This window comes from Sphingopyxis sp. A083 (genome assembly GCF_001468495.1).
Classification (GTDB): domain Bacteria; phylum Pseudomonadota; class Alphaproteobacteria; order Sphingomonadales; family Sphingomonadaceae; genus Sphingopyxis; species Sphingopyxis terrae.
In genome coordinates, this window is sequence record NZ_LNSK01000006.1 from 113,819 (window position 1) to 139,743 (window position 25,925).

Sequence of the window (25,925 nt, forward strand, 5' to 3'; positions counted from 1 at the left end):
CATGACCGCGACGCGCCACTATCTACTTGCCGCCGGAGGCACCGGCGGCCATATGCTGCCCGCTTATGCGCTGGCGGGCGAACTGATTGCGCGCGGACACCGCGTCGCGCTGGTCAGCGACGACCGCGGCCTCAGGATTCCGGGCGCGCCGGCCGAGCTGGAAACGCATGTTCTGCCTGCCGGGCGCGTTCATGGCGGTCCCGTCGGCTGGGTGAAGGCGGCGCTGGCGATCCGCAAGGGGCGCGCGATGGCGATCGACCTGATCCGCGATTTCGACCCGGCGGTGGTTGTGGGCTTCGGCGGCTATCCGTCGCTGCCCAGCCTGCTCGCCGCGCGCGCGACCAAGACGCCCAGCGTCATTCACGAACAAAATGCCGTGCTGGGCCGCACCAACCGGCTGATGGCGGGACGGGTCGATGCGATTGCGGTCGCCTACCATCATATCCGCCGTTTCCCGCCTGCCTGTGCCGACAAGCGCCACCTGATCGGCAATCCGGTGCGCGAGGAAATTATCGCGATCCGCGAGGACGGCTATCCGCCGCTGCCCGAGGACGGCATCGTTCGTCTGCTCATCGTCGGCGGCAGCCTGGGCGCGACGGTGCTGAGCGACGTCGTTCCCGCTGCCGTCGCCATGCTGCCGCGCGCGCTGCTCGACCGCTTGCAGGTGGTCCAGCAATGCCGCGAGACCGACATCGAAACGGTGCGCGCCAAATATGCCGCCCTTGGCGTCGCGGCCGAGTGCGCGCCCTATATCACCGACTTTCCCGAGCGGCTGCGCTGGGCGCATCTCGTCATCGCGCGGGCGGGGGCGTCGACGGTCGCCGAACTGGCCTGCGCCGGCAGGCCGGCGGTTTTCGTGCCCTATCCGCACGCGATGGACGATCACCAAACCTATAATGTCGGCGATCTCGTCGCGGCGGGTGGCGCGATCTCGATCCAGCAGAGCGATTTCAATCCCGCTGCGCTCGCCAAGCATATCCAGCGCATGGCGCTCGAACCCGGCGCGCTCGAAGAGGCTGCCGACCGGGCGGCGAACTGCGGCCTGCCCGATGCGACCCGCGATCTTGCCGACCTTGTCGAAAGCTTTGCCGCGCCGCCGATGATGGACGTCATCCGCGTCGGTGCCAGCACGCAGCGCGCCGCTTCGGGTGTCGCCGCCGCGCGGCGGGAGGCGAACTGATGCGCGGCGTCGCGACCGATATAGGTATCATCCACTTCATCGGCATCGGCGGCATCGGCATGTCGGGCATCGCAGAGGTGATGCACAACCTCGGCTATCAGGTGCAGGGCAGCGACATCGCTGACAGCTATGTTGTCGAAGGCCTGCGCAAACGCGGCATCAAAGTCGCGATCGGGCACGAGGCTGCGAACGTCGATGGCGTCGCCGTGGTTGTGACCTCGACGGCGGTGAAGCGCGGCAACCCCGAGGTCGAGGCCGCGCTCGCGCATCGCATCCCGATCGTCCGGCGCGCCGAAATGCTCGCCGAGTTGATGCGCCTCAAATCCACCGTCGCGATCGCGGGCACGCACGGCAAGACGACGACGACCAGCCTGGTCGCCGCCTTGCTCGATGCGGGCGGCATCGATCCGACCGTCATCAACGGCGGCATCATCAACAATTACGGCTCGAACGCACGGCTCGGCGCGTCGGACTGGATGGTGGTCGAGGCCGACGAGAGCGACGGCAGCTTCCTGCGCCTCGACGGGACGATCGCGGTCGTCACCAACATCGATCCCGAACATCTCGATCACTACGGCAGTTTCGACGCGATCAAGGACGCCTTCGTCGAGTTTATCGAGAATGTGCCCTTCTATGGTGCCGCGATGCTCTGCCTCGACCATCCCGAGGTGCAGGCGATCATCCCGCGCATCCGCGACCGCCGCATCGTCACCTATGGCTTTTCGGCGCAGGCCGATGTGCGCGGCACCAATGTGACACCGGGGCCCGACGGCAATCGCTTCGACGTCGTCGTGCGCGACCGCGACGGGAATAGCCGGACGATCGAGGGCATTCATTTGCCGATGTCGGGTCGCCACAATGTCCAGAATGCGCTCGCCGCGATTGCGGTCGCGCTGCATATGGGCGTCAGCGACGACAAGATCGCGTCGGGCTTCAACGGCTTCGCCGGGGTCAAGCGCCGCTTCACCAAGGTCGGCGAGATTGCGGCCGAAGGTGGAGTCGTAACGGTGATCGACGATTACGCTCATCACCCGGTCGAGATCCGCGCCGTGCTTTCGGCCGCGCGCGAGGGCGCCGGGGCGGGACGCGTCGTTGCCGTCGTCCAGCCGCATCGCTTTACCCGCCTGCGCGACCATATGGACGATTTCCAGCAGGCCTTTAACGACGCCGACATGGTGCTCGCGCTGCCCGTTTATGCAGCGGGCGAAAGCCCGATCGAGGGCGTGTCGTCGGATGCGCTGGCGCAGGGACTGCGCGACCGCGGCCATCGCCATGCGTCGACCGTTGCCGACGCCGGTGCGCTTGCTGCAACGATCGCGGACGCGATCCGCACCGAAACGCTCGGCGCGGGCGACATGATTATCTGCCTCGGCGCAGGCGACATCACCAAGATGGCAGCGGGGCTGGCGAGCGCGGTGGAGGCGGTATGAGCACCGCCGATACGCTTCCGGCGGTCCGCGGCAAGCTAACCGCAAAGGCGCCGCTGGCGCCGCTCGTCTGGTTCAAGTCAGGCGGTCCTGCCGACTGGCTGTTCGAGCCGAAGGACGCCGATGATCTTGCCGGTTTCCTGCGCGACCTCGATCCCGCGATCCCGGTAATGGCGCTCGGCCTTGGATCGAACCTCATCGTTCGCGACGGCGGCTTTCCGGGCGTCGTCGTCCGGCTCGGCAAGGCCTTTGCTAAGGTCGAAGCCGTCGACGCGACCAGCTTGCGCTGCGGAGGCGGTGCCTCGGGCATCCTCGTCTCGTCGACCGCGCGCGACGCAGGAATCGCGGGGATGGAGTTCCTGCGGTCGATCCCCGGCACCGTTGGCGGCTTCGTGCGGATGAACGGCGGCGCCTATGGCAGCGAGGTCAAGGACATATTGGTCGAAGCCGACATCGTCTTGCGCTCGGGCGAGCGCCGGACCTTGCCGCTTGCCGATCTGGGCTACACCTATCGCCACAGCGAATTGCCCGAGGGTGCTGTCGTGATCGGCGCGACCTTTCGCGGGCATCCGGGTGAGCCCGCCGCGATCCAGGCCGAAATGGACCGTATCTCGGCGAGCCGCGAGGCGTCGCAGCCGCTGCGTTCGAAGACCGGCGGATCGACCTTCAAGAACCCCGAGGGTCACAAGGCGTGGCAGCTTGTCGATGAGGCCGGTTGCCGCGGTTTCGCCATCGGCGGCGCGCAGGTGAGCGAGAAGCATACCAATTTCCTGATCAACACCGGTGCGGCGACGAGCGCCGACATCGAAGCGCTCGGCGAGGAAGTCCGCCGCCGGGTGAAGGCGAAGAGCGGCGTGGAACTGCAATGGGAGATACAACGCGTGGGAGTGGCGAAGTGAGCCGGGGTCCGTGGCATGTCGCCGTCCTGATGGGCGGCTGGTCCGCCGAACGCGAAGTGTCGCTGATGAGCGGCAAGGGCGTTGCCGACGCGCTGGAAAGCCGCGGGCACAGGGTCACGCGCATCGACATGGGCCGCGATGTAGCGCAGCGGCTTGCCGAAGCGCGGCCCGATGTCGTCTTCAACGCCCTCCACGGCGTTCCGGGCGAAGACGGCACCGTGCAGGGCATGCTCGACCTGATGGGCCTCAAATACACCCACAGCGGGCTCGTTACGTCGGTTATCGCGATCGACAAGGAATTGACGAAACAGGCGCTGGTGCCGCATGGTATTCCCATGCCGACGGGGACGATGGTCGACAGCGAAAATCTGTTTTCAGCCGACCCCCTGCCGCGCCCCTATGTCCTGAAACCCGTCAACGAAGGGTCGTCGGTCGGCGTCGCGATCGTCAAGGACGACAGCAACTACGGCAACCCGATCGCGCGCGAAGCGGTGGGGCCGTGGCAGGAGTTCGACCGGCTGCTCGCCGAGCCTTTCATCAAGGGGCGCGAACTGACCGTCGCGGTACTCGGCGACGAGGCGCTCGGCGTAACTGAACTGCGCGTAAAGTCGGGTTTCTACGATTATGACGCCAAATATACCGACGGGCTGACCGAACATGTCTGCCCTGCTGATGTCCCCGCCGACATCGCGCAACGGATGAAGCATCTGGCGGTCGAGGCGCATCGCCTGCTTGGCTGCAAAGGCGCGTCGCGTTCCGATTTTCGCTGGGACGACGAACATGGGCTCGCGGGCATTTTCTTGCTCGAGGTTAATACGCAGCCGGGGATGACACCGCTCAGCCTCGTGCCGGAACAGGCGCGCGCCATCGGCATGGACTATGCCGAACTCGTCGAACGCATCGTGGGGGAAGCATTGGCATGAGCAGCGGAGCATGAGCAGCACTAGGATCAAACGCGCGAAGGCGCCGCCGCGCCGTCCGTCGCGCGCGCCTAAAAGGCGCAGGTCGGTCAAGCAGTCGCGCCTCAACATGGTCATCAACGCCTTGCCGATCAGCCCGGCGCAGCTTCAGCGCGTCGCCAACTGGACGATCGGTATCGGGCTGGCGGGCGTGCTTGTGCTCGGTGCCGAGGTGACGGGCGTGACCGCGAAAATCCACGAAGAGTGGGCGCAGGCGGTCGGTCGCGCCGGATTCCAAGTGAAGAAGGTCGAAGTGGTCGGCGCCGATCGCATCGACCGGCTGAAGGTCTATGATATCGCGCTGGCGCAAAAAGACCGCTCGATGGCCGCGGTCGAGCTTGAGGATGTGCGCCGCGACCTGATGCAGTACGGCTGGATCAAGGATGCGCGCGTGTCGCGCCGCCTGCCCGACACGCTGGTCGTCGATATCGTCGAGCGCACCCCGGCGGCGATCTGGCAGAATGACGGTCGGTTGTCGCTGATCGACGACAGCGGGGTCGTCCTGGAACCGGTGACGGTCGCGACCATGCCCGACCTGCCGCTCGTCATCGGCCCCAATGCTAATCGGCGCGCGCAGGATCTCGACGCGCTGCTCGCCGAGGCCAGCTCGCTCAAGGAACTGCTCGCGGGCGCGACTTGGGTCGGCAACCGCCGCTGGGACCTGCGCTTCCGCAGCGGCGAAACGCTGTCGCTGCCTGAAGGCGATGCCGAAGCGAAGGCGGCGCTCGCCAAATTCGCGCACATGGACGGGGCAAACCGCCTCCTTGGCCGCGGTATCCTGCGTTTCGACATGCGCGATCCCAGCCGTTTCGTGCTACGCATGCCGCACGAAGGGCAGGTGGCGCCGTCGAAGATCGACGACGCGCGTGCCGCCGCCGACGCGGTGTCGGCGGGTCAGGCGAACGAGGGATAGAAGCGATGGCGCCGCCGCGCATCGAAAAGATTATCACCGCGCTCGATGTCGGGTCGTGGAAGGTCTGTGCGCTCATCGCGGGCCAGACCGCCGACGGGCAGTTGCACGTGCTCGGCACCGGCCAGCGCGAAAGCCGCGGCGTCCAGCGCGGCTATGTCGCCGACATGGAGCAGACCGAGCATATCGTGCGCGAGGCGATCGAACAGGCCGAGCGTATCGCGGGGCTCAATATCGACGATGTCTGGGTCAGCTTCTCGGCGGGCAGCCTCTTGAGCGACGTTGCCCCGATCGAGAGCGAACTCGGCGGCCACCGCATCGAACAGGAAGACATCGACGATCTGCTCGCCGCCGGGCGCGCCGGGATCGATCCCGAAGGGCGAATGATCCTGCACGCGCAGCCGGCGCTCTACACGCTCGACGGGCTGACCGGCGTCAAGAATCCGATCGGACTGCACGCCGACCGGCTGGGCGTCGATATCCACATCATCATGGCCGACGGCGCGCCGGTGCGCAATCTGGAAGCCGCGGTGCGGCAGGCGCATCTCGACGTCAATGCGGTGGTCGCCTCGCCGATCGCGGCGGGGCTCGCCTGCCTGTCGGAAGAAGAACGCGACCTTGGCGTGGCGCTTGTCGAGCTCGGCGCGGCGGTGACGACGGTGTCGCTCTATGCAGGCGGAATGCTCGTCGAGATGGTTTCGCTGCCGTTCGGGGCGAGCGACATCACCGACGACATCGCCTCGGCCTTCGGTATCCGGCGCAGCCAGGCGCAGCGGCTGCAGAGCTTCTACGGCTCGGCCTCGGCCAGCCCGCGCGACAACAATGATTTGATCGAACTCGATCCCGGCGCGCCCGCGGGCAGCGATGCGCCGCGCATCACGCGCGCGCAGCTGATCTCGGTCATTCGTCAGCGGCTCGACCAGATGATGGGCGACATCGGACGGACGCTGAAGGATCTTCACTTCGTCGGCCCGATCGGCCGTCAGGTCGTGCTCGTCGGCGGCGGCGCCGATCTGAAAGGCATCGCCGATTATACCCAGATCGCACTCGGCCGGGCGGCGCGCGTCGGGCGACCGCGCGGCTTGCACGGCTTGCCCGATGCCCATTCGGGACCGGCTTTCGCGACGCTTGCCGGTCTGGTTCTTTATGCCGCATCCGATCCCGTGGATCTGCGCGACCTGCCCACGATGGCGCAGGATGTGTACCGTCCCAAGGGGTCGTCGATCATCAACCGACTTATCACCGCGCTGAAGAGCAGTTTCTGACGCGCGGTTGCGCGAAAGGTTAATTTTTTGGGTGATTCCGGCGTCACAATAGTGCAATGCGATAAATCAATGACGGGCGGCCGGACTACCGCCCGAATGGGTCGCAAGGTGAGGGAAGCGGCGTTGGTCCGCCGCTACAGGGAGATTGGTTGATGAGCATCAATATTGGCCCGCCGCAGGTCGATGAACTGAAGCCGCGTATCGCCGTGATCGGCGTCGGCGGCGCGGGGGGCAATGCCATCGCGAACATGATCGCGGCGAAGGTCGAGGGCGTCGATTTCGTCGTCGCCAACACCGACGCGCAGGCGCTCAACGCCTCGCCGGCGGAGCGTCGCATCCAGCTCGGAACGCAGATCACCCAGGGTCTGGGTGCGGGTTCGCGTCCCGAAGTCGGCCGGGCGGCGGCCGAGGAAAGCATCGCGCAGGTCGAAGAGGCGCTGAACGGCGCGCATATGTGCTTCGTCGCGGCCGGCATGGGCGGCGGCACGGGCACCGGTGCGGCTCCGGTCATCGCCAAGGCGGCCCGCGACCGCGGCATTCTGACCGTCGGCGTCGTGACCAAGCCTTTCACCTTCGAAGGCAACCGCCGCATGCGGTCGGCCGAAGCCGGCATCGCCGAGCTTCAGGACCATGTCGACACGCTGATCGTCATTCCCAACCAGAATCTCTTCCTGGTCGCCAACCCGAACACGACCTTCAAGGAAGCCTTCACCATGGCGGATGAAGTGCTCCAGCAGGGCGTGCGCGGTATCACCGACCTGATGGTCATGCCCGGCCTCATCAACCTCGACTTTGCCGACGTGCGCAGCGTGATGCGCGAAATGGGCAAGGCGATGATGGGCACCGGCGAAGCCGAAGGCGACGGCCGCGCGCTCGAAGCTGCGCAGAAGGCGATCGCCAACCCGCTGCTCGACGGCGTGTCGATGGCGGGCGCGAAGGGCGTCATCATCTCGATTACCGGCGGCGAAGACATGCGCCTGATGGAAGTCGACGAAGCGGCGAACCATATTCGCGAACTCGTCGACCCCGACGCCAACATCATCTGGGGCAGCGCCTTCAACGAAGGGCTGGAAGGCAAGATTCGCGTATCGGTCGTTGCGACCGGCATCGACGGTTCTGGCGACGCGGCGGCTCCGGCCGCACCGGCGGCGCGCAGCTTCTCCTTCGCCCCCGCGCGCAGCCCGGCGCCGGCGCCCTTTGCCGAGGAGTCGGTCGAGGCGGCGGCTGTGGAAGCGCCGGTCGAAGCCGCGGAACCCGAAATCGACACCGACCCCGCACCGGGCTTCTCGCTGGGCGATGCTCCCGCGGCCGAAGCACCGGCGCCGGCCGAGGAAGAGCCGATGGAATTGTCGCAGGTCGCCGCGACCTATGACGATACCAGCGACGAGCTCGTACTCGATGCACCCGAGCCGGCGCCCGCGCCAGCTGCCGACCCGGCCCCCGCGGCCGAGCCTGCGCGGCCGATCGGTGGCGGCACCTTGTTCGAACGCATGTCGCGCCTGTCGCGTGGCGGTTCGGCCCCCGCCGAAGAGGGCGACAAGGAAGACGGGGTCGATATTCCGCGCTTCCTGGGCCGCCAGAACAACCAGTAACAGGGTTCATCGCGGCCGCCCGATGGGCAGGCGGCCCGAACACGGGATGATTTGCCCATGCGGCGATCCATATTGACGGCGGGGCCGCGGCGCGTTCGACTTCATGTCGGCGCGCTCGGCTTGCTGTTCCTGTCCGCTGCACCCTTCGCAGCGGCGCATGCATTTCAGGTGACGCCGCCCGATGCGGCCACCAAGGCGGCGATGGAAAAACGCACCGCCGCGCGGACGATGTTGTCGTCGGCGATCGCTAGACTCGCCTCGAATGCCACCGACAGCGCCGCGCTGCTTGAGGCCGGACGCGCCTCGATCGAGCTGGAGGATTATCGCGCCGCGCTCGGGTTTTTGACCCGTGCCGAGCAGGCGAACCCGCGCGACGGCGCGGTCAAGGCGGCGCTCGGGTCGGCGATGCTCCATCTCGAAAAGCCGTCGCGGGCGCTAGACTATTTCGGCGAGGCGCAGCTTCTCGGCGCTCCCGAGCGACTGTTCCTTGCCGACCGCGGGCTGGCGCGCGATTTGCTGGGCCAGCAGGATGCGGCGCAGCGCGATTATCAACTCGCCCTCTCGATCGCGCCGAGCGACGAAGTGATCCGCCGCTATGCGATCTCGCTCGGCATCACGGGGCAAGCCGACCGCGCGATTCAGCTCCTCACGCCGCAGCTTCGTACCCAGGACCGTGCCGCATGGCGGTCGCGCGCGATGATCCTCGCGATCAACGGCCGCAATGACGAGGCGACCGAGATCGTCAAGGCGACGATGCCCGCGCTGCTGGCGCAGAGCATTTTGCCCTATCTGACCCAGATGGATCGGCTCAACCCGGCGCAGCAGGCGGCCGCTGCGCATTTCGGGCGTTTCCCCGCCGGGGAACTTGGCCCGGTGCGCAAGCCCGTACAGGTCGCCGCGGCTGCTCCAGCCCCGACTCCCGTCCCATCCCCGACTTCGACGCCCAGCAAACGGCGCGGCGACAAGGACAAGCCGGTGCAGGTGGCCACCGCCACACGGCCACCGGCGACCCGACCCGCTCCTACGCCGACCCTGAAGCCGACACTGACACCGGCGCCCACGCCAGCGCCGACACCTGCGCCGACCGTGGCGCAGCCGCCGGCTGCCGTGCCGGTGCGCCGTGCCGATACGCCGTCCGTCCCGGCAGCAAAGCCCCCCGCGCCGACACCGGCGCCAGCGGCCGCCCAGCCGGTGGGCGTCGCCGCAAACAGCGGCGCCGGTCCCGTCGGCCCGGGTTTCTCGCTGAGCGATATCGGGCAGCCGCCGGCCGCCGCTGCCGCCCCGCCGTCGGCGACGGCCACGCCAACGCCCAGCGCGGCGGCTCCGCTCGCCTCGCTGGCGCAGATCGTCAACTCAATCGAGATTCCGCCCGAGGAACTGGAGCGCACCAGCGGCGCGGTCGGCGCCGATACGCTTGCCAAGCTGGTCGAGGACAAGCGCAAGGCAGACGCCGCCGAAGCGGCAAAGCGCGAAAAGGAAGAAGCCGCGGCCAAGGCCAAGGCGGAAGCCGACGCCAAGGCGAAGGAAGAGGCCGCGAAGAAAAAGGCCAATCCGTCGCGCATCTGGGTGCAAGTCGCGGCGGGGTCGAACCAGAAGGCGCTCGCCTTCGATTTCAACCGCTTCGCCAAAAAGAATGCCGCGCTGTTCAAGGGTAAGGATGGCGGTTCGACCGAATGGGGCCGTACGCGCCGCCTGCTCGTCGGGCCGTTCAAGGACAAGAAGGCGGCTGCGGACTGGCTCGCGCAATATAAGAAGGCGGGCGGCGACGGCTTCGTCTTCACCAGCGATGCGGGGCAGGAGGTCGACCTCTTCAAATGACGTTGTCGGCTTGTGCCAGCGACCCCAGGGCGACACGCGGACGCCGTCATGACGAACCGGGACGCGTTGTGCGCGGGCCGCGCGACGCCTTTCAGCGCGACCGCGACCGCATCATCCATTCGATCGCCTTTCGCCGGCTGCGCCACAAGACGCAGGTCTTCGTGGCGCCCGACGGCGACCATTATCGCGTCCGACTGACGCACAGCATCGAAGTCGCGCAGATCGGTCGCGGTATCGCCCGGGCGCTGGGGCTGAACGAAGATCTGACCGAGGCCTTGTGCCTTGCCCATGACATCGGCCACCCGCCCTTCGGCCATGCGGGCGAGGACGCGCTGAAAGCCGCAATGATGGCGCATGGCGGATTCGACCATAATGGCCACACGCTGCGCACGCTCGCGCGGCTCGAATGTCCCTATCCGCGCTTCGATGGCATCAATCTGACGTGGGAAACGCTGGAGGGGCTGGCGAAGCACAATGGTCCGGTGCGGCACCCCGGCTGGGCGTTGGCGGAAATCGACGCCGAATTTCCGCTCGACCTGACGAGCCACGCCAGCCTGGAGGCGCAGGTGGCGGCGGTCGCCGACGACATCGCGTACGACAATCACGATATCGACGACGGCCTGCGCGCGGGATTGTTGACGATCGACCAGTTGATGGCGCAACCCTTCGTCGCCGACAATTTCCGCCTCGTCGAAGGCCGCTTTCCGGGCGCGCCGCGCGACCGGTTGCTGCGCGAACTGGTGCGCGACCAGATCGGCGTGATGGTCAACGACGTGATCGCCGCGACCAAGGCCAATGTCGCCGATGCGGGGGTGGAGAGCGTGGCCGAAGTGCGCGCGGCGGGCCGCACGCTCGGCGGCTTTTCGGAAACGCTGGCGCGGCAGGAACGCGATCTCAAACGCTTCATGTATGCGAACCTCTATCACCATCCGTCGCAGATCGCCGCCGCCGACGCGGCGCGCACCGTCGTGTCGGGGCTGTTTGCGGCCTATCAGACTGACCCTGCGCTGATGGGCGAGGAATGGGCATCGCGGCTGCCCGATACGGACGGGGCGACGGTGCGCCACATCGGCGACTATATTGCCGGGATGACCGACCGATTCGCGATCGATCGCTTTGCCGAGATAAACGGGCGTGCCGCGGTGCCCGAGGCGCTGGCGCATGTCTGATTCCGCGCCCCGCGCGCTTCTGATCGGAGCGACGGGGCTCGTCGGACAGGCGGTTGACCGCTGCGGCCATGCCCTGCCACTGACCTTGCTGGCGCGCCGTCCGGTCGAGGCCGGGGCCAGCCACCGCGCCGTGACCGCCGATCCGGGCGAATGGGCCGAGATCATCGCGGCGGAGCGCCCCGGGATATTGATCTCCTGCCTCGGCACCACGATCCGCCAGGCGGGGTCGCAGGACGCGTTCCGCGCGGTCGATCATGATCTGCTGCTCGCCTGCGCCCGTGCGGCAAAGGCGGCGGGGACCGCGCACATGATCGCGGTCAGCAGCGTCGGCGCGGCGGCGCATAGCGCCAATTTCTATCTGCGGACGAAGGGTGAGGTGGAGGAGGCGCTGCGCGCGCTGAATTTCCTGCGGCTCGACCTGATGCGCCCCGGCCTGCTCACCGGTGACCGGCGGGGGCCGAAGCGGATTGGCGAGGGGCTGGCGATGCTTGCCGCGCCGCTCACCGACGCGCTGTTGCACGGATTGCTGCGCCGCTATCGCTCGATTCCGGCCGAAACGGTGGCGCGCGCGATCGTGGCGGCGGCGTCGCTGGCAGCGCCGGGGCAGTTCGTCCACGAAAATGACGCGATGCAACAGCTCGCCGATTGACTCTGCCGAAGGCGAGCGCCAAGGCTCAGGCGTCTGTCGAGCCTCTCCAAGAGATTCGACCGGCCACGCGGGAGAGCGCGGGGGCAGGGAAACCGGCCGTCGCCACCGAAGGAGCAACCGCCCCGGAAACTCTCAGGTCAACGGACCGCGCGGCTGGAACGGACACTCTGGAAAGCGTTCGGGCACGCCCGGACCACCGAAGGGGTAACTCCATGCCGGCCCGTCATTGTGGGCGCATGGACGAAAACTCTCAGGTTCCCGTGACAGAGGGGGCATGGCGAAGGAACGGCATCGGGCCGCGCCGCGTCATGTCAACGACGGGAGGCCGATATGAGCGAAACCGAAGAAATGGGCGAAACGGTCGCGATCGAATCGCTGCCGCTCGACGCCTGGCACCGTGCAAGGGGCGCGCGGATGGTCGAATTCGCCGGCTATCACATGCCGATCCAGTATGACGGCATCATGGCCGAACATCTGTGGACGCGCGACAATGCGGGCCTGTTCGACGTCAGCCACATGGGACAGCTCGTGTTCAGCGGTGAAGGCGCCGCCGAAGCGCTCGAAGCGCTGGTTCCGGGCGATATTTCGGCGTTGAAGCCGGGGCGGATGCGCTATTCGCTGCTGCTCGCCGACGATGGCGGCATCCTCGACGATCTGATGATCACCAATACGGGGCATGGCCTCTACATGGTCGTCAACGGCGCGGTGAAGTGGGACGACATCGCGCATCTGCGCGAACATCTGCCCGACGAGATCGAGATGAACCTGCTCGACGAACAGGCGCTGCTCGCGCTGCAGGGGCCAAAGGCCGCGGCCGCGCTGACGGCGCTCGGCGTGGTTCCCGAATTTCCCGACATTCTTCCCGTCGATCGCCTCGTCTTCATGCAGGCCGGCCCTTATCTGTGGGGCGACGTGCGGCTGGGGATCAGCCGTTCGGGCTATACCGGAGAAGACGGGTTCGAAATTTCGGTGCCGGCGAGCGACGTCTCGGCCCTCGCCGATGCGCTGTGCGCGCAGGGGGCGGTAAAACCGATCGGCCTCGGCGCGCGCGATTCGCTGCGGCTCGAAGCGGGATTGCCGCTCTACGGCCACGACCTTGACGAGGGCATCGACCCCGTGGAGGGCGATCTGGCCTTTGCGATCAGCAAGCGCCGCCGCGAGGAAGGCGGCTTTCCGGGCGCCGCGCGCATCCTCGGCCATCTTGCCGACGGCAGTCCGCGCAAGCGCGTCGGCCTGACCGTCGATGGCAAGATGCCGGTGCGCGAGGGCGCCAAGATTTTCGACGGGAACAGCGAAGTCGGCGTCGTCACCTCGGGCGGTTTTGCGCCGAGCGTCGGCGCCCCGATCGCGATGGGCTATGTGCCCACCGGCCTGTCCGAGCCCGGCACGGCGCTCGCCGCCGAAGTCCGCGGCAAGCGCGTCGCCGTGACGGTGACGCCGATGCCCTTCGTTCCACATCGTTACGTGCGCAAACAGGGAGGCTGATCGATGCCGCGTTTTTATACCGAAGAGCATGAATGGATTGATGTCGATGGCGAAGTCGCGACGGTCGGCATCACCGACTTCGCGCAGGGCCAGCTCGGCGATATCGTCTTCGTCGAGGTTCCCGACACCGGCGCCGAACTGTCGAAGGGCGGCGACGCCGCGGTTGTCGAATCGGTGAAGGCGGCGAGCGACGTCTACGCGCCCGTCGATGGCACCGTCACCGAAGGCAACGGCCAGCTTGAGGAGGACCCCGCGCTCGTCAATTCGGACCCCGAAGGCGAAGGCTGGTTCTTTCGCATGACGCTCAGCGACAAGAGCCAGCTCGACGGGCTGATGAATGCGCAGGCGTACAAGGATTTCATCGCCGATCTGTGATCGCAAACCCCTTCCGGTCGCGGGAGGGGGAAAGGCCGCAAGACCATGACGGACCCTGCGCTTGCCAATTGCCGCCTGATGGTGGCGACGCCCATCTATGACGGGGCGCAGGGTAGCTATGTCCGCGCGCTGCTCGACCTTGCGTTGCGGGCGCAGGCGATTGGCCTGACGGTGCGGTTCGAGTTCATCCTCTACCAGCCGTCGGTGACGCGCGCGCGCGACATGCTCGCCGCGATCTTCGCGGAAAGCGACTGCACCCACCTGCTGTTCGTCGATGCCGACATCGACTTCGGCGCCGAGGATGTGTTCGCGATGCTGCGCGCGATGGTCGGCCGCGACGATTGCGCGATTCTGGGGGCTGCCTGTCCGCGGCGGATGCTCAACTGGCGCAATGCGGCGCTGGCCGCCAAGGCAGGGCTGGGTGACGCCGATCCGGCGGCGCTCGGGCGCTTTGCGGGGGAGTTTGCGCTGCATTTCCTGCATCCCGACCAATCCTTCGCGCTCACCGATCTGGTCGAACTGACGCGGGTCGGCAGCGGGATGATGATGATCCGCCGCGACGTGTTCGACAGCCTGCGCGCGCGTCATCCCGAACTGGTCTTTCGCACCGATCCCGCCGAGCGCGCCGCGCACGGGATCGGCGAGGAGGCCTATGCCTATTTCCTGCCGATGATCGAACCCGACACGCGGGCGCAGTTGTCGGACGATTATGCCTTTTGCCGCCGCGTGCGCGATGCGGGGCTTCGCATCTGGCTCGCCCCCTGGGTGAAGACCACACATAGCGGGCCGGCGATCTTTACCGGGTCGCTTCCCGATCTGGCCCAACTTCTTGCTATAAAATCAGCTTCTTCGACGGAGTAGTTCATGCGTTATCTCCCCCTCACCCTCGATGACCGCAGCGCGATGCTCGCGGCGGTGGGCGCTGCCTCGATCGACGATCTGTTCGTCGACGTGCCCGCCGAAGCGCGGCTCGACGGCCCGATCACCGGCTTGCCCAACCATGCCAGCGAGCTGGCGGTCGAGCGCCATATGGCCGCACTCGCGCGACAGAATCGCGCCGCCGGCGACGGCCCCTTCTTCCTTGGTGCGGGCGCCTATCGCCACCATGTGCCGGCGAGTGTTGACCATCTGATCCAGCGCGGCGAGTTTCTGACCGCCTACACGCCCTATCAGCCCGAAATCGCGCAGGGCACGCTGCAGATGCTGTTCGAGTTCCAGACGCAGGTCGCGCGTCTGTTCGGCACCGACGTCGCCAATGCGTCGATGTACGACGGCTCGACCGCTTGCTGGGAAGCGATCGTGATGGCGCGGCGCATCACAAAGCGCGGCAAGGCGCTGCTCTCGACCGGCCTCCACCCTCATTATCGCAGCGTCGCGCGGACGATGGCGAAATATACCGGCGATCAGCTTGTCGACGGCGACCCGACGCTGGAGGCTGGTACCGACTGGGCTGTGCTCGCCGCCGCGGTCGACACGGATACAAGCTGCGTCGTCGTTCAATATCCCGACATATTGGGCCGCATCGACGACATGAGCGCGCTTGCCGCGGCATGCCAGGCCGCCGGCGCGCTGCTGATCGCGGTCGTTACCGAACCCGTTGCCCTCGGTCTCATCAAGTCGCCGGGCGAGATGGGCGCCGATATCGTGGTGGGCGAGGGGCAGGCGATCGGCGTCGGGCTCCAGTTCGGCGGCCCTTATGTGGGCCTGTTCGCCTGCAAGACGAAATATGTCCGCCAGATGCCGGGGCGGCTGTGCGGCGAGACGGTCGATGCCAATGGCAAGCGCGGCTTCGTCCTGACGCTGTCGACGCGCGAGCAGCATATCCGGCGTGAGAAGGCAACGAGCAATATCTGCACCAATGCAGGGCTTTGCGCGCTGGCCTTCAGCATTCACATGACCTTGCTCGGCGAAGCGGGGTTGCGGCAGCTGGCCGGTATCAACCACGGGCGCGCCAGGGTGGCGGCGGCCGCGCTGGCGCAGGTGCCGGGCGTGTCGGTCGTCAACAGCGGCTTCTTCAATGAATTCACGCTGCGGCTGCCCGTCGACGCGCGGGCGACGGTTCACAAGCTCGCCGAAAAGGGCGTGCTCGGCGGCGTGTCGCTCGGGCGCCTTTATCCTGACAATGACGCGCTTGCGAACGGGCTGGTCGTCGCCGTCACCGAAACCGCGACCGAAGAGGATATCGCCGCCTTTGCCGCGGCGCTGAAGGAGGTGCTGGCATGACCGCGCTCAACCCCGCCGGCTGGCGCCCCGAAATGCACGGCGCCGGTGGTGCCGCCGATACCGCGACCTTTACCGGCAACCGCGCACTGATGCTCGAGGAGCCGTTGATCTTCGAGATCGGTTCGACCGCGACCACCGGCGTCGATTTCGACGAGGCAGCGCCCGCTGCCGATCTCGGCGCGCTGATGCGCCGCGATCCCATCGGCCTGCCGGGGCTCAGCGAGTCCGAAACGGTGCGCCACTATACGCGCCTGTCGCGCCAGAATTATGCGATCGACCTCGGCCTTTTCCCGCTTGGCAGCTGCACGATGAAGCATAATCCGCGCCTCAACGAAAAGGTCGCGCGGATGCCCGGCTTCGCCGATGTTCACCCGCTCCAGCCGCAGGAAACGGTGCAGGGCGCGCTTGCGGTCATCAACGAACTCGCGGTGTGGCTGATCGAACTCACCGGCATGTACGGCGTCGCCATGTCGCCCAAGGCGGGCGCGCACGGCGAGCTTTGCGGGATCCTGTGCATCAAGGCGGCGCTCGAAGCGCGCGGTGAGGACCGGCGGGTGCTGCTCGTCCCCGAAAGCGCGCATGGGACCAATCCCGCGACCGCCGCCTTTGCCGGCTTCACGGTCGAGGATATTCCGGCGACCGCCGAAGGCCGCGTCGATCTCGCGGCGCTCAAGGCGCGGCTCGGCCCCGATGTGGCGGGGGTGATGATCACCAATCCCAACACCTGCGGCCTGTTCGAACGCGACATGAAAGCGATTTCGGACGCGGTGCACGCGGTGGGCGGCTATGTCTATTGCGACGGCGCCAACTTCAACGCGATCGTCGGCAAGGTTCGCCCCGGCGACCTTGGCATCGACGCGATGCACATCAACCTGCACAAGACCTTTTCGACCCCGCACGGCGGCGGTGGTCCCGGTTCGGGGCCGGTCGTGCTGTCGAAGGCGCTCGCGCCCTATGGGCCGATCCCCTATTCGGCGCGCTACGCCGACGGGTCTTTCAAGCTGATCGAGGAAGAAAGCGCGGGCGCCGAGCACCCCGACACCTTCGGCCGGATGACCGCCTTCCACGGCCAGATGGGCATGTTCACCCGCGCGCTGACCTATATTCTCAGCCACGGGGCCGACGGACTGAAGCAGGTCGCCGAGGACGCTGTGCTCAACGCCAACTATATCCTGCGCAGTCTGGAGGATGTGCTCGATGCCCCCTTCGCGGCATCGGGGCCGTGCATGCACGAGGCGCTGTTCAGCGATCGCGGGCTCGCCGAGGGCTTCTCGACGCTCGACATCGCCAAAGGGCTGATCGACGAAGGCTATCATCCGATGACGGTCTATTTCCCGCTCGTCGTCCACGGCGCGATGCTCGTCGAACCCACCGAGACCGAATCGAAGGCGGTGCTCGACCAGTTCGTCGGCGCGCTGCGCAGCATCGCGCTTCGCGCAAAGAACGGCGATCCTGCGCTCAAGTCGGCGCCGCATTTCGCGCCGCGCGCGCGGCTCGACGAGACGCTGGCGGCGCGCAAGCCGGTGCTTCGCTGGGAGGATTGATGCGCGCCGCGGGCGAGGATGAAAGCGGAGAAGCGCCGCGCCGGGGCGGCTGCGGCCTGGCCGCCGCCTTGTCGCTCGTCGTCTTCGCCGCGATCTGGCTTGCCGCGGTAACCGGCTACGGCCTTGTCGCCGAACAATGGGAAATCGTCCGGCCCCGCCGCGCGCTCGCGCACCACTGGGTGTTCGGCTATGCGCCGCTCATCGCGCTGGGTTTCGCGCTGCTTACCGCCTTCGTCGTGATGCGGCGGCGGGCCGCGGCGCAAATGACGCTGCTGATTTTGTCGGCGGGGCTGGTTGCATTGTTCGGCGGAATCCTCTTTCTCGGCGTCGGCGGACTGATCTGAAGGGGAGAAGCGATGAGCTGGGATAGCGTTTTCCTGCTGGCCAATTATTGGGCAATCGGTGGCTGGCTGCTCCTCGCCTTCGCGCCCCGCGGGCCGAAAGTGCTGGCGCTGATCCTCTATGCCGGGGTCTTCCTGCTGTGCCTCGCCTATGCCGTGATGCTCGGCGGCTTCCTCTCCGGCACGATCGATGCCGGCGGAACCGGCGGCGGCAATTTCACGACGCTGGCGGGGGTTATGAAATTGTTCGACAGTCCCGGCGGCGCGACGCTCGGCTGGACGCATTATCTGGCCTTCGACCTGTTCACGGGCATGTGGATTGCCCGCGATGCCGATGCCAAGGGTTTCAGCCGGATCGTCCAGTTCCCTTTCCTGTTCCTGACGCTGATGGTCGGGCCGGTCGGGCTGCTGGCGTGGCTGATCGTGCGCGAACGTCGCGCGCGGGCGCAGGCGAAGGCGAAGTGAGGCGGCCATGAACGCCGGAACCGCCCCGTCGCCGCTGCTGCAATATCTGATCCCCGCGGCGGTCGTTCTGCTCGTGTTGTTCTTTAGGCTGCGTTCGGTCGGCAAGGCGCGGCGGCTGCGGCTCGAACGGCTGTGGATCTTGCCGACCTTCTACGCGCTGTTGCTGGGGTTCGTTTTCTGGAACGCTCCGCCGCACGGCCTGGTGTGGATATGGTGTCTTGTCGCGCTCGCGGTGGGCAGCGGTCTCGGCTGGATGCGCGGCAAGTTGATGCAGGTCGCGGTCGATCCCGACACGCACGAGCTCAGTCAGACCGTGTCGCCCGCGGCGTTGCTCTTTTTCGTCGCGCTCATCTTCATCCGGGGTGTGTCGCGCAACATGGCCGAAGGCTTCGCCGGCCGCGGGCAGGCGGGGTTGATGGCCGTTACCGATATTCTGATGGCCTTCGCGCTTGGTTTCATCGTTTTTCAGCGGGTCGAGATCGCGCTGCGCGCCCGGCGCTTGCTCGCCGCGGCACGTGCGGCGCGGCGATGACGGGGCCGTGGACGCCGTCGGACGGCGGTGAGGGCGACAAGCGTCACGCCCCCGCGACCTTGCGCAATCGCGACGCGATCGCCGCGGTGCTCGCCGACTGGCTCCCCGCGTCGGGCACGGTGCTTGAGGTGGCAAGCGGTTCGGGCGAGCATGCCGTCCATTTCGCCGCCGCCTTCCCGAAGCTTCGCTGGCGGCCGAGCGACCCCGACCCCGCCGCGCTCGTCTCGATCGCGGCCTGGAGCGCCGAGGCAGGGCTGCCGAACATCGCCGCGCCGCTGCACCTCGACGCATCGGCACCGGACTGGCCGCTGGGCCACGCGGATGCGCTGTTGTGCATCAACATGGTGCATATCAGCCCGTGGGCGGCGACGCTGGGCCTGTTCGCGGGGGCGGCGCGATTGCTGGGTGCGGGTGCGCCTCTGATCCTTTACGGCCCCTATATCGAAGCCGCCGCCGCGACCGCCGACAGCAACCTTGCTTTCGACGCCAGCCTGCGCAGCCGCAATCCCGCGTGGGGGCTGCGCGAAGTGGAGGCGGTCGTCGATGCGGCCGCGCGGCACGGGTTTCGCTTTACCGAGCGCCGCACCATGCCGGCGAACAATCTGATGTTGCTCTTCCGCAAGGGCGGCTGAGTTCGGCGGCATACCCAAGCTGTCACTGCTGTCAGGTTGGGCGTTCGGCGCTTTACCTTGGCTGCCGAAGCTTTAGCGTCCTTCTCGATTGCAAATAGCAACGCGATTCGAGGAGAGAGGATCGATGGCTGCCGACGTTTCGGACCTTGTCACGTTCGACGAATTCATCACCCACTGGGCCGCCGACCGGCCGCAGCGCATTGCGATGCGCGAAGAGGACCGATTGTTCACCTATGCCGAGCTTGAGGAGCGGACCGCGCGCGTGGCGAGCGCGCTGCGCGCCGCGGGGCTTGAAAAGGGCGATCGCATCGCGTGGATCGGCAAGAACAGCGATCTCTATTTCACGCTCTTCTTTGGAGCCGCGCGCGCCGGGATCGTCATGGCGCCGATCGGCTGGCGGCTTTCGCCCGTCGAATGGGCCTATATCATCAACGATACCCGGGCGAAGATCGTCTTCACCGGCCCCGGCTTCGACGCGGTGCTCGATCAGTTGGCGGGCAAGCTCGACCATGCGCCGCGCATCGTCGGCGATACCGAGGCACGCGCGCTGATCGAGGCGACGCCGCGCGCGCCCTTCACCCCGTCCGGTCCCGACGATGCCGTGCTGCAACTTTATACCTCGGGGACCACCGGCAATCCCAAAGGTGCCGTGCTGTCGAACCGCAATTTGTTCGCGTTGCGGAAAAACTCGGCCGACGCCGACCTTGCCTATACGAAATGGGACGATGACGAGGCGGTCCTCGTCGCGATGCCGTGCGCACATATCGGCGGAACAGGGCTGGGGATCATGGCACTGGCGGCGGGACTGCCCGGTATCATCCTCGCCGAATTCAATCCCGACGGGGTTTTCGATGCGGTCGAACAGCATGGCGTGACGCGCTTCTTCATCGTTCCCGCGGCGCTTCAGATGCTGCTGCTCCACCCGCGCTGCGGCACCGTCGATTACAGCCGGCTCAAATATATCCTCTATGGCGCGGCGCCGATCCCGCTCGAACTGCTGCGCCAGTGCATCAAGATGTTCGGGGCGGAATTCATCCAGGCTTATGGGATGACCGAAACGACCGGCACGATCTGCATGCTGCCGCCCGAGGATCATGATCCCGAAGGCAACAAGCGCATGCGGTCGGCCGGCAAACCGCTGCCCGGCGTGGAGATCAGGATCATCGGCGACGACGGGCAGGACATGCCCGCGGGGGCGGTGGGCGAAGTCGTCACGCGCTCTTCGAACAATATGCTCGGCTACTGGAACCTGCCCGAGGCGACCGCGCGCACGATGACGGGCGACGGCTGGATCCACACCGGCGACGCCGGCTATATGGACGAGGACGGTTATCTCTACATCCACGACCGGGTGAAGGACATGATCATCACCGGCGGCGAGAATGTCTATCCGGCCGAGGTTGAAAGCGCGATCTACGGCCACCCGGCGGTGCAGGAAGTCGCCGTGATCGGCATCCCCGATCCCAAATGGGGTGAAACGGTCAAGGCGGTCGTCGTGCCCAAGCCCGGGACGACGGTGGAAGAGGCCGACATCATTGCCTGGGCGCGCGAGCGCATAGCGCCATTCAAATGTCCGCGCAGCGTTGACGTGATCGAGGCGCTGCCGCGCAACGCCAGCGGCAAGATTCTTCGCAAGGATCTCCGCGCCCCCTATTGGGAAGGCTATGAGCGGATGGTGAATTGACGGCCGATCCGATGCAGAGGCAGGGGTTGGAGGCCTTCCGGCAGGAGGTTCGCGGCTGGATCGCGGCCAATCTGACCGACGATCTGCGCGACGCCGCGGCGCGCGCGACGAGCGTGTTCGTCGACAAGCCGCATGCAATGGCGTGGCAGGCGATCCTGCATCGCCATGGCTGGGCGGCGCCGCACTGGCCGCGCGAATATGGCGGGACCGGCTGGGACGAAACGCAGCGGCATATCTTCGATTCCGAACTCGCCGCCGCCGGCGCGCCCAGCCTGTCGCCGATGGGATTGCGCATGGTGGCGCCGTGCATCATGCGCTTCGGCACCCCCGAGCAGAAGGCGCATTATCTGCCGCGTATCCTGTCGGGCGAGGATTTCTGGTGCCAGGGCTATTCCGAACCGCAGGCGGGATCGGATCTCGCCAGCCTGTCGCTCCGCGCGGAGCGCGACGGCGATGATTATGTGCTGAACGGGTCGAAAATCTGGACGACCCACGCCCATTTCGCGAACCGCATGTTCTGCCTGGTGCGCACCAGCCGCGACGGCCGCCCGCAACAGGGCATCACCTTCCTGTTGCTCGACATGGCGCTGCCGGGGATCGAGGTGCGGCCGATCCTGACGCTGTCGGGCGACCATGATTTCAACCAGGTCTTTTTCGACAATGTCCGCGTGCCGCAATCGGGCCGGCTCGGCGAAGAGGATCAGGGGTGGGGCGTCGCCAAATATCTGCTCGAGTTCGAACGCTCGGCGGCTTACGCTGCGGGGCTGACCGCGGCGCTCGATCGCCTGCTGGCCGGCGCGGCGGCGCGCGCTTTCGGCGAGGGCGGCACCTTGCTCGACGATCCGGCGATCCGGCGGCGTTTCGCACGGCTCTATACCGATGTACACGCGATCCATGCCGCCGAGCAGCGGATGATGGCGGCAATCGCGCGCGGGCGCAGCCCCGGCCCGGCGTCATCGATGCTGAAGGTGCAGGGCACCGAAGCGCAGCAGCGGATTCAGGAACTAGCGGTCGACATCGCCGGTCCCTACGCGGCGCCGCACCAGTTCGCGGCGCGCGCGGCGGGCAGCAATCTGCCCTTCGTCGGGCCCGAGGATGATCTCACCGCCTCGGCCCGCTATTTCAACGGTCGCGCCGCGTCGATCTATGGCGGGTCGAACGAGATTCAGCGCAATATCCTGGCCAAGCTGATGCTGGGGCTATAGCTGCGGCGCGTCGGTGCGCTGGCGTTCGCGGGCGCGAAGGAAGGCGGGGCGGGCAGTGCAGCGATGCAGCCAGTCGGCCGTCGCTTCGCCCAGCACGTCGGCCGCGCCCAGCGTCGTCGCAAGGAATGCGGCATAGCCGATGGCGATGTCGGCGGCGGTGAATCGCCCGGCGACCAACCATTCGCGCCCGTCGGCGAGCGCCGCCTCGATGCTCTTGGCGCGACCGCCGAAGAAGGCCTTGTAATCGTCGACCGCCTGCGCGAGCCGGCGCTCGGCGGGTTCGACCCGCGTGTAGCGGATCATGATCGCGAGCGGGAAGGTCAGCGTGGCATCGCTGCGGTGCAGCCAGTTGCGATAGTCCCAATAATCGGCTTCGTCGCGGCGCACCTCGAGCGCGCTGCCCTCGACGATGCGTTCGCATATGGCCGCCGATTCGGTCATCAATCGTCCGCCTTCGACCCAGCCCGGGACCGTCATCAGCGGATTGACCGCGCGATACTCGGGCGCAAAGGCGCGCGGCGGAAAGGGCAGGACGCGCAGGTCGACGTCTGCGCCCACCTCTTGGACCGCCCACAGGCAGCGCAGCGAGCGGGCATCGGGGCAATGGTAGAGGATGGGCGGGGTCATGCGGTGATATCCTTCATCCGTTCGATATGCAGGCGATGCTCGCGCCAGGCGATGAACAGCCCGCTCGCGACGATCAGCGGCGCGCCGACCCAGGTCGTCTCGGCGGGCAGAGTGCCGAAGAAGAACCAGCCGCAGGCAATCGACCACAGCAGGCTCGAATAATCCATCGGCGTCACCACGGCGACGGGCGCGAGGCGCAGCGCGCCGGTCAGCGACAATTGCACCACCGCGCCGAGCAGGCCGAGCCCGATCAGCAACGCCCATTCGCCGGCGCCGTGCGCGGTCATCACGAAAGGCAGCGCCAGACCGAGCGGGAGCATCGAGATCAGACTGAACCAGAAGACGATCGTCATCGGACTTTCGGTGCGCGCCAGGTCGCGGACCTGGATCGTGATCAGCGCGGTCATCACCGCGCCGCCGAGCGCAATCAGCGTGCCGAGCCCGTGATGGCCGGTGAAGCCCTGCGCGACGAGCGTCGTCGGATTGAGGACGAGCAGGACGCCGAGGAAACCGACCAGCACAGCGCTCCACCGCTGCAACCCCGTTGGCTCGCCGAGGAACAGCGCGGCAAAGATCACCGCGAAGATCGGCACCGACAGGTTGATCGTCGTCGCCTCGGCCATGGGCAAAAAGATCATCCCGCCGAAGTTGAGCGCCATGCCGGTCAGCCCCATCATCGCTCGCCGCGCGTGAGTGCCGATCCGCCGGGTACGATAGATGGCAAGGCCGCCCCGCGTCAGCGCCCAGCCGACGAGCATCGGCAGCACGATCGCCTGCCGCCAGAACAGGCTCTCGACGATATGGATGCCCGCGGCGTCGATCCGCTTCACGAGCACGAACATCAAGGAGAGACTGAGCATGGCGAGCAGCCGCAGCGCGATGCCGCCCAGATAATGCTGCGGAACCTCGGGGGACGGGGCAGTGCTCATGCGCCGTTTCGCATATCAGCCTGCCGATGCTTTGCAAGCTAGGGTTCCGGCCCGAGCCAAGCGGCGACAACAATGTTGGGATCGATCGTGCAATCCCCTTGCGCGCGGCCCCCCGTTACGGCTAAGGGCGCACTCCGGCCTAGGGGTATAGCTCAGCTGGTAGAGCATCGGTCTCCAAAACCGAGGGTCGCGGGTTCGAATCCTGCTGCCCCTGCCAGGCCGGACCACGGCGGCTCTCGAAGTGTGCGCCGTTCCAGCGAATATTGTAATTGATAGGGGCTTTCGTGGCGTCGCGCTCAAGGCCGCGCCGCATGTGCCAAAGCGCGGTCGAGAAGCGAGCGCTCCGCCAGCGCATCGTCCAGACGGTCGAGGAGCGGTATCAGATCGCCGGCTTCGGCATTGAGTTCGGCGGCGCTGTCGCTGAGCGCCTGCCAGAGTCCGGCGAGTTCTCTGGTCAGCGCCTCGCCTTTCGGCGTCAGCGCTATCGGACGTCTTCGCGCATCCTTGCCGTCGGTGAGACTGTGGACGAAGCCCTTGGCCTCCAGCGAACGCCGCGCCTGGCTTATCGAGACATGGGTTAGACGCAGCGCCGACGCGATGTCGCCTACGGTCATCGGCCCGTTGCGTATGATCTGATTGAGAATCCCGAACCATCGCTGCTCGAATTCGATGCCGAATGCGGCATATAGTTGAGCGCTCTCGCGATCGATCCGTTCGGACAGCCGGCGCAGCCTGGCGCCCAGTGCCGCGCCGCCGGCGAGCCGGCTGTAATCGGGCTGTTCGCTCATGAGAGCGCGTTCCCGAGCGTGAACAGTTTGCGCGCGATGGCCTTGATGGCGGCTTTGCTAGATGCGGTCGCCGAGCCGTTGGTCAGGATGGCGATCCCGATCGTCGTCGCGGGATCGAGGTAGACCGCGGTGAAAACGCCAGGATCGCCGCCCCAATGATTGATGCGCGGCGCGCCTTCGCCTTCGGACTCCATCCAGCCGAGCCCTTGGCCGGTAAGCCATGTTGGCAGACCGGGCGGCCTTTGCATGCGGAGCATCTCGTCCATCGAGGGTTCGGCGAGCATCCGGCGAGACCCGGTGCGGCCGCGATTTGCCGACGCCGCGACGAAGGGCATGAGGCCCGAGATCGAGGCGCGGAGCATGCCCGCAGGCCAATCGGGAAATCCGACGGGCGCAACAGGGACAAGGCGCTGCGCGTCTATTTCATAGGGCGTGACGCGAAGCCCGGCCGGAACATCGGCGAGGGTCCACGACAGATGATCCATGCCGAGCGGGCTGAACAGCCGGCGCTGCAGATAGGTCTTGAAATCGACGCCGGCGACGCGCGTGCCGATATAGCCGAGCAGGCCATAGCCGACGTTGGAATAGTCATAGGCCCGTCCCGGTGGCGCGCCGGAAAAGCTCCCGGTCGCAGAATAATGCGTCCCGCCGGGAACCAGATAACTGCCCAGGAAATCGCCGAGTGCGAGCGGCGAATCGTCGCCGTGCGTCCGGAAATCCACCGCATAATAGGTGGCATCCGAGATGCCCGACATGTGCATGAGAAGGTGGCGCGCGGTAATATTTTGCTCGGGCGCTGCCGGAGAAACGACCGCGAAGTCGAGGTAGCGGTTGATCGGCGCGTCGATATCCAGCCGTCCCTCCTCCGCCAGCATCATGATCCCGGTGGCGGTAATCGTTTTCGTCACCGACGCGAGGTGAAACATCGAATCGACGGTGACGGGCCGCCGCATGGCAATGTCGGCATGGCCGCAGGTTCGCGACAGCAGCACTTTGCTCGATCGCGCAAGGCCGACGGCAAGGCCTGCCATCCCGCCGCTGCGCCTCTGGTCCGCAAGGAAGCGGTCGAGGTTTTCGGCGGCGGGCGAGCGCGCGAGCGCTGGCGGCGCGAGCGCAACGGCCGAAAGCGCTCCGGCAAGAAAGGATCGGCGGCTCGCCGTGGCATGGATGGAAGCCGTCAATGCGGCCGAAGGATCATCGATCATCGGCCATCAATGTAGGTACCTA

General features: G+C 66.8%; 25 protein-coding genes, 1 tRNA gene and 2 riboswitches. Of the genes, 22 read left to right on the forward strand and 4 right to left on the reverse strand.

The genetic code is table 11. The features are described from left to right. Position 1 precedes the first annotated feature (1 nt). The 21 genes from murG to ATE59_RS12435 all read left to right on the forward strand — a co-directional run bounded on the left by murG (position 2) and on the right by ATE59_RS12435 (position 22,354). On the forward strand, positions 2 to 1,180 hold the full coding sequence (gene murG, locus ATE59_RS12335) for an undecaprenyldiphospho-muramoylpentapeptide beta-N-acetylglucosaminyltransferase (protein WP_058812639.1): 1,179 nt from the start codon (positions 2 to 4) through the stop codon (positions 1,178 to 1,180). Next, positions 1,180 to 2,610 carry a UDP-N-acetylmuramate--L-alanine ligase gene (gene murC / locus ATE59_RS12340; protein WP_058812640.1) on the forward strand — a complete coding sequence of 477 codons (1,431 nt, stop codon included), beginning with the start codon at positions 1,180 to 1,182 and terminating at the stop codon, positions 2,608 to 2,610. Before murG ends, murC begins: the two co-directional genes overlap by 1 nt. Then, positions 2,607 to 3,506: a UDP-N-acetylmuramate dehydrogenase gene (murB, locus tag ATE59_RS12345; RefSeq protein ID WP_058812641.1), complete on the forward strand. Its 900-nt coding sequence runs from the start codon at positions 2,607 to 2,609 to the stop codon at positions 3,504 to 3,506. Before murC ends, murB begins: the two co-directional genes overlap by 4 nt. Further along, positions 3,503 to 4,429: a D-alanine--D-alanine ligase gene (locus tag ATE59_RS12350; protein ID WP_082657415.1), complete on the forward strand. Its 927-nt coding sequence runs from the start codon at positions 3,503 to 3,505 to the stop codon at positions 4,427 to 4,429. Before murB ends, ATE59_RS12350 begins: the two co-directional genes overlap by 4 nt. 10 nt (positions 4,430 to 4,439) lie before the next feature. Beyond that, a complete protein-coding gene (locus ATE59_RS12355) occupies positions 4,440 to 5,378 on the forward strand; it encodes a cell division protein FtsQ/DivIB (protein ID WP_058812643.1) in 939 nt (312 codons plus the stop codon). Positions 5,379 to 5,383: 5 nt separating this feature from the next. Beyond that, the gene (gene ftsA, locus ATE59_RS12360) at positions 5,384 to 6,640 is read left to right on the forward strand and encodes a cell division protein FtsA (RefSeq protein WP_003040016.1); all 1,257 of its coding nucleotides are present in this window, start codon (positions 5,384 to 5,386) and stop codon (positions 6,638 to 6,640) included. A 152-nt stretch (positions 6,641 to 6,792) separates the two neighbouring features. After that, on the forward strand, positions 6,793 to 8,232 hold the full coding sequence (gene ftsZ / locus ATE59_RS12365) for a cell division protein FtsZ (RefSeq protein ID WP_058812644.1): 1,440 nt from the start codon (positions 6,793 to 6,795) through the stop codon (positions 8,230 to 8,232). A gap of 57 nt (positions 8,233 to 8,289) precedes the next feature. Then, positions 8,290 to 10,050 carry an SPOR domain-containing protein gene (locus ATE59_RS12370; protein ID WP_058812645.1) on the forward strand — a complete coding sequence of 587 codons (1,761 nt, stop codon included), beginning with the start codon at positions 8,290 to 8,292 and terminating at the stop codon, positions 10,048 to 10,050. Beyond that, a complete protein-coding gene (locus ATE59_RS12375; RefSeq protein WP_058812646.1) occupies positions 10,047 to 11,219 on the forward strand; it encodes a deoxyguanosinetriphosphate triphosphohydrolase in 1,173 nt (390 codons plus the stop codon). Before ATE59_RS12370 ends, ATE59_RS12375 begins: the two co-directional genes overlap by 4 nt. Continuing rightward, the gene (locus ATE59_RS12380) at positions 11,212 to 11,868 is read left to right on the forward strand and encodes an NAD(P)H-binding protein (RefSeq protein ID WP_058812678.1); all 657 of its coding nucleotides are present in this window, start codon (positions 11,212 to 11,214) and stop codon (positions 11,866 to 11,868) included. Before ATE59_RS12375 ends, ATE59_RS12380 begins: the two co-directional genes overlap by 8 nt. 58 nt (positions 11,869 to 11,926) lie before the next feature. After that, a riboswitch (glycine riboswitch) is annotated at positions 11,927 to 12,026 on the forward strand. After that, a riboswitch (glycine riboswitch) is annotated at positions 12,027 to 12,145 on the forward strand. A 53-nt stretch (positions 12,146 to 12,198) separates the two neighbouring features. Further along, positions 12,199 to 13,353, forward strand: a complete 1,155-nt coding sequence (gene gcvT / locus ATE59_RS12385) for a glycine cleavage system aminomethyltransferase GcvT (protein ID WP_058812647.1) — start codon at positions 12,199 to 12,201, stop codon at positions 13,351 to 13,353. A 3-nt stretch (positions 13,354 to 13,356) separates the two neighbouring features. Further along, positions 13,357 to 13,728, forward strand: a complete 372-nt coding sequence (gene gcvH / locus ATE59_RS12390; protein WP_058812648.1) for a glycine cleavage system protein GcvH — start codon at positions 13,357 to 13,359, stop codon at positions 13,726 to 13,728. A 45-nt stretch (positions 13,729 to 13,773) separates the two neighbouring features. Further along, on the forward strand, positions 13,774 to 14,589 hold the full coding sequence (locus ATE59_RS12395) for a glycosyltransferase (RefSeq protein ID WP_058812649.1): 816 nt from the start codon (positions 13,774 to 13,776) through the stop codon (positions 14,587 to 14,589). Between the two features lie 3 nt (positions 14,590 to 14,592). Continuing rightward, a complete protein-coding gene (gene gcvPA / locus ATE59_RS12400; protein ID WP_058812650.1) occupies positions 14,593 to 15,951 on the forward strand; it encodes an aminomethyl-transferring glycine dehydrogenase subunit GcvPA in 1,359 nt (452 codons plus the stop codon). Next, the gene (gene gcvPB / locus ATE59_RS12405; RefSeq protein WP_003039987.1) at positions 15,948 to 17,495 is read left to right on the forward strand and encodes an aminomethyl-transferring glycine dehydrogenase subunit GcvPB; all 1,548 of its coding nucleotides are present in this window, start codon (positions 15,948 to 15,950) and stop codon (positions 17,493 to 17,495) included. The genes gcvPA and gcvPB overlap by 4 nt, the downstream gene beginning before the upstream one ends. After that, positions 17,495 to 17,839 carry a hypothetical protein gene (locus ATE59_RS12410; RefSeq protein WP_058812651.1) on the forward strand — a complete coding sequence of 115 codons (345 nt, stop codon included), beginning with the start codon at positions 17,495 to 17,497 and terminating at the stop codon, positions 17,837 to 17,839. Before gcvPB ends, ATE59_RS12410 begins: the two co-directional genes overlap by 1 nt. A 12-nt stretch (positions 17,840 to 17,851) precedes the next feature. Continuing rightward, complete coding sequence (locus ATE59_RS12415; RefSeq protein WP_058812652.1) at positions 17,852 to 18,301, forward strand: ABA4-like family protein; 450 nt, start codon at positions 17,852 to 17,854, stop codon at positions 18,299 to 18,301. 7 nt (positions 18,302 to 18,308) lie between these two features. Continuing rightward, positions 18,309 to 18,833, forward strand: a complete 525-nt coding sequence (locus tag ATE59_RS12420; RefSeq protein ID WP_058812653.1) for a CcdC protein domain-containing protein — start codon at positions 18,309 to 18,311, stop codon at positions 18,831 to 18,833. After that, positions 18,830 to 19,465, forward strand: coding sequence for a DUF938 domain-containing protein (locus ATE59_RS12425; protein ID WP_058812654.1), 636 nt, complete (start codon positions 18,830 to 18,832; stop codon positions 19,463 to 19,465). The genes ATE59_RS12420 and ATE59_RS12425 overlap by 4 nt, the downstream gene beginning before the upstream one ends. Before the next feature lie 124 nt (positions 19,466 to 19,589). Further along, entirely contained in the window at positions 19,590 to 21,149 is a 1,560-nt protein-coding gene (locus tag ATE59_RS12430; protein ID WP_058812655.1) for a fatty acid--CoA ligase, read from the forward strand. After that, positions 21,146 to 22,354 (forward strand): acyl-CoA dehydrogenase family protein, encoded by a 1,209-nt coding sequence (locus tag ATE59_RS12435; protein WP_082657417.1) that lies wholly within the window; start codon positions 21,146 to 21,148, stop codon positions 22,352 to 22,354. Before ATE59_RS12430 ends, ATE59_RS12435 begins: the two co-directional genes overlap by 4 nt. On the opposite strand, the gene ATE59_RS12440 is transcribed toward ATE59_RS12435, so the two are convergent. Further along, entirely contained in the window at positions 22,349 to 22,981 is a 633-nt protein-coding gene (locus ATE59_RS12440; RefSeq protein ID WP_058812656.1) for a glutathione S-transferase family protein, read from the reverse strand. The two genes, ATE59_RS12435 and ATE59_RS12440, sit on opposite strands and share 6 nt — an antisense overlap. After that, complete coding sequence (locus ATE59_RS12445; RefSeq protein ID WP_058812657.1) at positions 22,978 to 23,910, reverse strand: DMT family transporter; 933 nt, start codon at positions 23,908 to 23,910, stop codon at positions 22,978 to 22,980. The genes ATE59_RS12440 and ATE59_RS12445 overlap by 4 nt, the downstream gene beginning before the upstream one ends. A 141-nt stretch (positions 23,911 to 24,051) precedes the next feature. Here ATE59_RS12445 and ATE59_RS12450 point away from each other — a divergent pair. After that, positions 24,052 to 24,127: transfer RNA gene (locus ATE59_RS12450), tRNA-Trp, on the forward strand. Positions 24,128 to 24,206: 79 nt separating this feature from the next. Here the strand turns inward: ATE59_RS12450 and ATE59_RS12455 are convergent. Then, the gene (locus ATE59_RS12455; protein ID WP_058812658.1) at positions 24,207 to 24,698 is read right to left on the reverse strand and encodes a MarR family winged helix-turn-helix transcriptional regulator; all 492 of its coding nucleotides are present in this window, start codon (positions 24,696 to 24,698) and stop codon (positions 24,207 to 24,209) included. Then, entirely contained in the window at positions 24,695 to 25,903 is a 1,209-nt protein-coding gene (locus ATE59_RS12460; protein WP_058812659.1) for a serine hydrolase domain-containing protein, read from the reverse strand. Before ATE59_RS12460 ends, ATE59_RS12455 begins: the two co-directional genes overlap by 4 nt. Between the last annotated feature and the right edge of the window lie 22 nt (positions 25,904 to 25,925).

What these genes read in the sequence shown, in the direction of transcription:
- ATE59_RS12395 (WP_058812649.1), top strand. Translation starts at nt 13,774, where the DNA reads ATGACGGACCCTGCGCTTGCCAATTGCCGCCTGATGGTGGCGACGCCC.
- murG (WP_058812639.1), top strand. Translation starts at nt 2, where the DNA reads ATGACCGCGACGCGCCACTATCTACTTGCCGCCGGAGGCACCGGCGGC.
- ATE59_RS12425 (WP_058812654.1), top strand. Translation starts at nt 18,830, where the DNA reads ATGACGGGGCCGTGGACGCCGTCGGACGGCGGTGAGGGCGACAAGCGT.
- murC (WP_058812640.1), top strand. Translation starts at nt 1,180, where the DNA reads ATGCGCGGCGTCGCGACCGATATAGGTATCATCCACTTCATCGGCATC.
- ATE59_RS12375 (WP_058812646.1), top strand. Translation starts at nt 10,047, where the DNA reads ATGACGTTGTCGGCTTGTGCCAGCGACCCCAGGGCGACACGCGGACGC.
- ATE59_RS12445 (WP_058812657.1), bottom strand. Translation starts at nt 23,910, where the DNA reads ATGAGCACTGCCCCGTCCCCCGAGGTTCCGCAGCATTATCTGGGCGGC.
- gcvH (WP_058812648.1), top strand. Translation starts at nt 13,357, where the DNA reads ATGCCGCGTTTTTATACCGAAGAGCATGAATGGATTGATGTCGATGGC.
- ATE59_RS12380 (WP_058812678.1), top strand. Translation starts at nt 11,212, where the DNA reads ATGTCTGATTCCGCGCCCCGCGCGCTTCTGATCGGAGCGACGGGGCTC.
- ftsZ (WP_058812644.1), top strand. Translation starts at nt 6,793, where the DNA reads ATGAGCATCAATATTGGCCCGCCGCAGGTCGATGAACTGAAGCCGCGT.
- ftsA (WP_003040016.1), top strand. Translation starts at nt 5,384, where the DNA reads ATGGCGCCGCCGCGCATCGAAAAGATTATCACCGCGCTCGATGTCGGG.
- ATE59_RS12420 (WP_058812653.1), top strand. Translation starts at nt 18,309, where the DNA reads ATGAACGCCGGAACCGCCCCGTCGCCGCTGCTGCAATATCTGATCCCC.
- ATE59_RS12440 (WP_058812656.1), bottom strand. Translation starts at nt 22,981, where the DNA reads ATGACCCCGCCCATCCTCTACCATTGCCCCGATGCCCGCTCGCTGCGC.
- murB (WP_058812641.1), top strand. Translation starts at nt 2,607, where the DNA reads ATGAGCACCGCCGATACGCTTCCGGCGGTCCGCGGCAAGCTAACCGCA.
- ATE59_RS12460 (WP_058812659.1), bottom strand. Translation starts at nt 25,903, where the DNA reads ATGATCGATGATCCTTCGGCCGCATTGACGGCTTCCATCCATGCCACG.
- ATE59_RS12415 (WP_058812652.1), top strand. Translation starts at nt 17,852, where the DNA reads ATGAGCTGGGATAGCGTTTTCCTGCTGGCCAATTATTGGGCAATCGGT.
- ATE59_RS12410 (WP_058812651.1), top strand. Translation starts at nt 17,495, where the DNA reads ATGCGCGCCGCGGGCGAGGATGAAAGCGGAGAAGCGCCGCGCCGGGGC.
- gcvT (WP_058812647.1), top strand. Translation starts at nt 12,199, where the DNA reads ATGAGCGAAACCGAAGAAATGGGCGAAACGGTCGCGATCGAATCGCTG.
- gcvPB (WP_003039987.1), top strand. Translation starts at nt 15,948, where the DNA reads ATGACCGCGCTCAACCCCGCCGGCTGGCGCCCCGAAATGCACGGCGCC.
- ATE59_RS12455 (WP_058812658.1), bottom strand. Translation starts at nt 24,698, where the DNA reads ATGAGCGAACAGCCCGATTACAGCCGGCTCGCCGGCGGCGCGGCACTG.
- gcvPA (WP_058812650.1), top strand. Translation starts at nt 14,593, where the DNA reads ATGCGTTATCTCCCCCTCACCCTCGATGACCGCAGCGCGATGCTCGCG.
- ATE59_RS12430 (WP_058812655.1), top strand. Translation starts at nt 19,590, where the DNA reads ATGGCTGCCGACGTTTCGGACCTTGTCACGTTCGACGAATTCATCACC.
- ATE59_RS12370 (WP_058812645.1), top strand. Translation starts at nt 8,290, where the DNA reads ATGCGGCGATCCATATTGACGGCGGGGCCGCGGCGCGTTCGACTTCAT.
- ATE59_RS12355 (WP_058812643.1), top strand. Translation starts at nt 4,440, where the DNA reads ATGAGCAGCACTAGGATCAAACGCGCGAAGGCGCCGCCGCGCCGTCCG.